This is a genomic window from Dietzia sp. DQ12-76 (assembly GCF_014145045.1).
GTDB lineage: Bacteria > Actinomycetota > Actinomycetes > Mycobacteriales > Mycobacteriaceae > Dietzia.
The window spans coordinates 1-5833 of sequence record NZ_JAALDV010000163.1 but is presented as its reverse complement, the minus strand read 5'-3'; the positions used below and the strand labels follow the sequence as shown (position 1 = coordinate 5833).

The 5833-nt window shown below is 69.6% G+C and carries 6 protein-coding genes; 4 read left to right on the top strand and 2 right to left on the bottom strand.

What is annotated here, in order from left to right:
- The coding region (locus tag G6019_RS06795; protein ID WP_194305515.1) for a type IV toxin-antitoxin system AbiEi family antitoxin domain-containing protein at positions 1-782 on the bottom strand (782 nt) is incomplete at its 3' end.
- 515 nt (positions 783-1297) lie between these two features.
- Here G6019_RS06795 and G6019_RS06790 point away from each other — a divergent pair.
- The 3 genes from G6019_RS06790 (at position 1298) to G6019_RS06780 (ending at position 4741) form a co-directional block, all read left to right on the top strand.
- The gene (locus tag G6019_RS06790) at positions 1298-1441 is read left to right on the top strand and encodes a hypothetical protein (RefSeq protein WP_182613639.1); all 144 of its coding nucleotides are present in this window, start codon (positions 1298-1300) and stop codon (positions 1439-1441) included.
- Positions 1442-1582: 141 nt separating this feature from the next.
- Positions 1583-3070, top strand: coding sequence for a WS/DGAT domain-containing protein (locus G6019_RS06785; RefSeq protein ID WP_241725911.1), 1488 nt, complete (start codon positions 1583-1585; stop codon positions 3068-3070).
- A gap of 171 nt (positions 3071-3241) precedes the next feature.
- Complete coding sequence (locus tag G6019_RS06780) at positions 3242-4741, top strand: WS/DGAT domain-containing protein (protein WP_107757137.1); 1500 nt, start codon at positions 3242-3244, stop codon at positions 4739-4741.
- Between the two features lie 37 nt (positions 4742-4778).
- Here G6019_RS06780 and G6019_RS06775 read toward each other — a convergent pair whose 3' ends face one another.
- Positions 4779-5483: a mycothiol transferase gene (locus G6019_RS06775; protein ID WP_241725910.1), complete on the bottom strand. Its 705-nt coding sequence runs from the start codon at positions 5481-5483 to the stop codon at positions 4779-4781.
- Between the two features lie 57 nt (positions 5484-5540).
- On the opposite strand from G6019_RS06775, the gene G6019_RS06770 reads away from it, so the two are divergent.
- Positions 5541-5833: helix-turn-helix transcriptional regulator (locus tag G6019_RS06770; RefSeq protein WP_182627263.1), on the top strand; the 293-nt coding region annotated here is incomplete at its 3' end.

Genomic DNA, 5833 nt, shown 5'->3' with positions numbered 1-5833 from the left:
TCCGCCTCGCCGTCGTCGATCCCGTACTTCCCCGATCCGTCCGCCTCCCCGACGAGTCCCCATTCCTTCCAGTACATGTCGACGAAAGTGCGTGACCCGTCCGAGAGGATGAACTCGTGCTGGAGCTGGGGCATGGGGAGGCCGGCGCGGGTGATGGCGACCCGGCTCAGGGACTCGAGCACCGAGTGGGCACCCGGGTTCGCGAACGCCACCACTGCGCGGGCCCGCGCGATGCCGACCCGCCCGGCGGCGGCGTCGAGTTCGGTCGCCAGTTCGGCCCGGGTGCACAGAGAGCGGCGCAGGGCCTCGTCGGCAGCGCAGACGGCGCCTGCGAACGGGCTCGTCCGCGCCACGTCGACGATCGTCCGCGCCGGAGTCGTGACCGGGATGCCCTCCAGTTCCGTCACGGAGTCACCGAGGTCCAGGCTGTGGCAGATCGCGCTCTCACCCCGCCTGCTCCCGCTGCCCGGCCGATGCCTGGTCGTGGTGACCCGCCGGGTGTCCAGATCCTGAGCGGGCAGACCGTGAAGCACGAGAGCGGAAGTATGCGACATCGCCGTGCCGGGGCTGATGAACCTCGCCGAGGCCCGCGACCGCATCTCGAGCATGGCCTCGGCCTCGTCGGGACCGGTGGGCAGGTCGGCGGCGGGCACGTAGACGCCGTGACGGACACGGTAGAGCTGTCCGGTGCGCTCTGCGTGCTCCCGCGCTCGGCGGCTGTAACCCCGCGCGAGTAGTTCGGACGAGGTGATGACGGGTGGGCGAATTCTGTCGGTGCTCATGGCCACGCAGTATCGCCCCCGCCGGCCCGGTTTCTGCAGCGTCGGACTGCGTGGTCCGTTCAGGCTGTGGAGGGTGCGCGGGGTGTGGAGGGCCCGCCGTGACAGCACAGCCGGACTGCGCGACTGACCGGCTGGTCTGCGCGCTGCACGGCGGGTCTATCGGTATGGGACCGCAGTCCGCCCCGCTCGCAGACAGTGCAGGCGCCCGCCGGAAAGGCGTCTGGCGCGCACCGATGCGCACGCGAGACGCCATAGCGGTGGGCGGTTGCCGAGGAGTCGTACAGGCGCGCGAGCGACACGTCGGGCGCTGGAGCGCCTGCACGTTGCGGCGGACGCGGACCGGGGGACAGGGGCGGGGGTCGGGTGACGAGCCGCTACCTCCCGGGCCGTGGCAACTCCTTCGTGCGCGGGGCCGGGCCCCGGTGGTGGCGACCCACTCGCGACGGCGACAGGAGCGGGTCGAAGACAGGCACAGACCGTCGACGGCCAGCACGTCCTCGGAGATCGCCGCACCGATGCGCATCACGAACGCGCCGATGCTCATCACGAACGCACCGATGCTCACCACGAACGCGCCGGTCTCGCCGACGTTGCCGACGGTGTCCTTCCGGCCGATCGAGGTGACCGACGGGATCGCGGGTCACAGCAGTAGACGGTGAAGAACGAGCACGGAGCGAGATCCCCCGAGGAAGGGCCGTGACACGGGTCACAACTGCTCTAGCCTGGGGCGGCGGCCACATCACGTGGACGGTGGTCGGCGTCCGCATGACGTGGACGGTGGGTGAGAGGGGTCGGGCAGGATGGCGGAGACGAGGGTTCGGATCCCACTGCGGGATCAGCTGTGGCTGATGATGGACCGACCGGACAATCTCATGTACATCAACTCGATCATGTGGTTCGCCGAGGTCCCCGACTGGGAGGCGGTCACCGAGGCGATCGCCACCCGGATGGTGGAGCCCCACCCGGTGTTCCGCCGGGTGCCGGTGCGGCGGGGCCGACGCTGGTACTGGCAGGACGATCCGGACTTCGACCTCTCCCGCCACCTGGTCCGCAGTCGCCTCCCCGAACCGGGCGGACGCGCCGAGGCCGAGGCGTACGTCGCCGCGCAGATGAGCAGGCCGCTCCCCGACGACCGCCCCATCTGGCGCACCGAGTTCATCGAGGGATATCACGGCCACGGGGGAGAGCAGGAGGGGGCGCTCATCCTGTTCCGGGTCCAGCACGGGATGGTCGACGGAATCCGGTTGTCCCAGCTGGTCCTGGGATTGTGTGACCACGAGGACGACGACCCCCTGCCCCGGGTGGGACGGGAACTGACCTCGGGTGGGGGCGGGATCGTGGGGGCGGTCGGCCAGGTCGGGGCAGGACTGGCCAAGGACTCGATCGGCATCGCCCGCGGTGTCGCGGGTGCCACGATCAGGTTCCCGGTGACGCTCGCGCGACTGGCCAGGGACGTGGCGGCCCCCGGCGGGGAACTGACCCGGGTGCCCACTCGTGTCGTGGAATCCCTGGCCGACACCATCGACTCCACCAACACGACGACCAACACCTATCGCTCCATCTTCCGACTGCTGTTCGAGCCCCGGACCCCCGACCTGTCGTGGAGTGGACGGACGCACGCGGAGAAGAAGGTCTCCTGGGTCTCGGGACTGGAGCTCGCGGCCGTCAAGAGGGTGGCGTCACTGCACGACACCACCGTCACCTCGGTGATGATCGCCGCGGTGTCCAAAGCCCTCACCCGCTACCTCGACGCGCACGGTGACCGCCCGGTCGCCGACATCAACCTCATGGTGCCCATGTCGGTGACGCCGAACAGCGACGACCTCCCGGAGGAACTGGGCAACCACATCACCCTCATCCTCATGCGTCTGCCACTGGGCATCGACGACGCCGACGAGCTCATCAACGCCATCACCACGTCCATGACCCGGGTGCGCTATTCGTTCGAGCCACACATCACCTTCGCCTCGATGCTCACCGTGGCGGTCACCCCGACTGCGGTGCAGCACGCCGTGATCGACCTGTTCGCCAACAAGACCGTCGGTCAGCTCACCTCGGTGCCCGGACCCGTCTCCACGGTGAGCCTCGCCGGGACCGTGGTCGAGGGGATGCTGGGCTGGGTCCCGATGAGCGGCGACCAGGCGCTCGGGATCTGCGTCTTCAGCTACGACGGGAAGGTCTCCGTGGGGATCGCCACCGACGCCGGACTCGTGCCGGACCCGGGCCGGGTCGCCGAGCTGATCAAGGACCAGTTCGCGACGTTCGACGGCTGGGAGGCCCAGGTCTGAGGACCGTCGTCACGCCTCTCCTTCACGGTGTACTTCACCACACCGGCGCGTCGACCCCGGTAGGCGTGGGGAACAAGGAAAACACTCGTGATCTCTGTCACGCCTGTTCTAGCCTGTACTCGTGCGCATGACCCGGTGCGCGAGCGTGGCCACGGGAGAGGCGTCGGGACGATGGGGGAGACGGCGAGAGTCAGAATCCCGCTGCGGGATCAGTTGTGGTTGCACATGGACCGCGCCGACAACCTCATGTACATCACCTCGTTGGTGTGGTTCTCGGAGATCCCCGACTGGGACGCGGTCACAGAGGCAGTCGCCACACGGATGGTTGACCCCCACCCGGTGTTCCGGCGGGTCCCGGTACGCGAGGGCAGACGGTGGTACTGGGAGGATGATCCCGATTTCGACCTCTCCCACCATCTGATCCGCGGGCGGCTCCCCGCGCCGGGCGGACGGGCCGAGGCCGAGGCGTACGTCTCCGAGCAGATGAGCGTCCAGCTCCCCGACGACCGCCCCCTGTGGCGCGCCGAGTTCCTCGAGGGCTACCACGGCCACGGTCACGAGGCCGAGCGGGAGGGCGCGCTGGTGCTGTTCCGGGTCCAGCACGGGATGGTCGACGGTATGCGGTTGACCCAGTTGGTCCTCGGTCTGTGCGACAGCGATGACGACGACGCCCAGCTGCCGCGGGTGGGCCGACCCCTCTCCGCTGGTGGAGGCGGGATCCTCCGGACGGTCGGCCGCGCCGGGGTGGGGATGGCCAGGGACTCGGTCGGTATCGCCCGCGGTCTCGCCGGCGCCACGGTCACGTTCCCGTGGACTCTCACGCGGCTGGTCAGGGCAGTGGTGGCCCCGGGCCGTGGGGTCACCCGGGTGCCCACGCGCGTCGTGGAATCCCTGGCCGACAGCATCGATCTGACCAATAGGACGACCAACACCTATCGTTCGACCTTCCGGTTGCTGTTCGAACCCAGATCGCCCGAGCTGTCCTGGAGCGGTCACGCCCATGTTGAGAAAAGGGTCTCCTGGATCTCCGGGCTGGACCTCGCGGCGATCAAGAGGGTGGCGAAGGTGCACGGCACCACGGTCACCACCGTGATGCTCGCGGCGGTGTCCAGGGCGCTCACCGAGTACCTCGACGCCCACGGCGATCGTCGGGTCTCGGACATCAACCTCATGGTGCCGATGTCCATCGAGCCTGTGGCCGACGAACTGCCGGAGGAACTGGGCAACCACCTCACGATCATCCTCATGCGCCTACCGCTGGGGATCGACGACGCCGACGAGCTCATCGACGCGATCGCCACGTCCATGTCCCGGGTGCGCTACTCGTTCGAACCACACGTCAACTTCGCCACCATGCTCGGCGTAGCGATCACTCCCGGCCCGGTGGCGCACGCGGTGGTCGACCTGCTCGCCAACAAGACCGTCGGCCAGCTCACGTCGGTCCCCGGGCCGGTCTCCACGGTGCGGATCGCCGGCACCCCCGTCGAGGGGATGCTCGGCTGGGTTCCGATGAGCGGCGACCAGGCCTTCGGGATCTGCATCTTCAGCTACAACGGCACGGTCTCGGTAGGCATCGCCACGGACGCGGGACTCGTGCCCGACCCGGGCGAAGTGGCCGGGATGATCGAGGACAAGTTCGCGACGTTCGCCGGCTGGCACGAAGGCGACTGACCAGCCGGCGCGCCCCTCCGCGCGGAATGAGCCCGACTCACCACGCGGGCGCCGGGACCTCCGGGTGCGCGGCGAACCAGGCACCGATGTAGGACATGTCGATGCCCTGGTCCTCGGCGATCAGGTCGTACATCGTGCGCCCGTCGAGTGCCTCACGCAGGAGGTCGGCGTGCCCGCTGTGCCGGTTGATCTCGGTGAGGACGTGATGCGCGCACCAGCGGCCGTCGAACGGCGCCAGGTCCGGCGGGAACCACGGCATCTCCGCGGGGACCGGGACCGGGGCTCCCAGATCGGCGGCGCGGAGATGGGCGAGGCCCGCGGCGCACCGGCGGTCGTACTCGGCGAGGATCTCCTCGGCGGTCGCGTCGGGGTCGACACGGTTGACCGTCTCGGCCCACTCGAAGGCCTCGGGCAGCGAGCGTCCCGTCTCGAGGGGGTCCGGCGCGGCGGCCGCCCGGCCCAGCCAGTCCTCGGCCACCTGGCCGATGTGCAGGATCAGCCAACCGAGCGTCAGCTCACTCGAGGGCACCGGACGCGCTCGTAGTTGGTCGGCGGTGAGGCCGTGGACGATCGAGCGGGCGTTGACGAGCGCGTGGTCGGTCCATTCGAGCAGGGTCTCGCGTTCGGTGGTGTGGGTGGCGGCGAACAGTGGCATGACGATCTCCTGGGTGTGTCTCGTGAACGGGATGGTGTCGGCGGACGGGCAACGGATCAGTTGCTGATCCGCACCGTGGTCCGACAACAGACTCTCAGTCGATCAGGACAGATCCGGTCCGCTGACGGTGCGACACTGGGTGACGTGACCGCCGACAGAACGCCCACGACCCAGCGCGTACTGGGTTTGCTCGACCTGCTCCAGCGGCGCGCGGTGTGGACCGGGCCGGAGCTGGCGGCCGAACTCGGTGTGACCACCAGGTCGGTGCGGCGGGACGTGGACCGGCTGCGTGACCTGGGGTATCCGGTCGAATCCGAACGCGGCGCGGGCGGCGGTTACCGGCTGGGGTCGGGCCGCCGGCTTCCGCCCCTGCTGCTGGACGACCGCGAGGCGGTCGCGGTGGCGATCGCCCTGAGGCTCGCCGCCGGCGGGGCGGA

Coding starts and splice junctions, on each gene's coding strand:
- G6019_RS06790 (WP_182613639.1), top strand. CDS start 1,298: ATGCGCATCACGAACGCGCCGATGCTCATCACGAACGCACCGATGCTC.
- G6019_RS06785 (WP_241725911.1), top strand. CDS start 1,583: ATGGCGGAGACGAGGGTTCGGATCCCACTGCGGGATCAGCTGTGGCTG.
- G6019_RS06780 (WP_107757137.1), top strand. CDS start 3,242: ATGGGGGAGACGGCGAGAGTCAGAATCCCGCTGCGGGATCAGTTGTGG.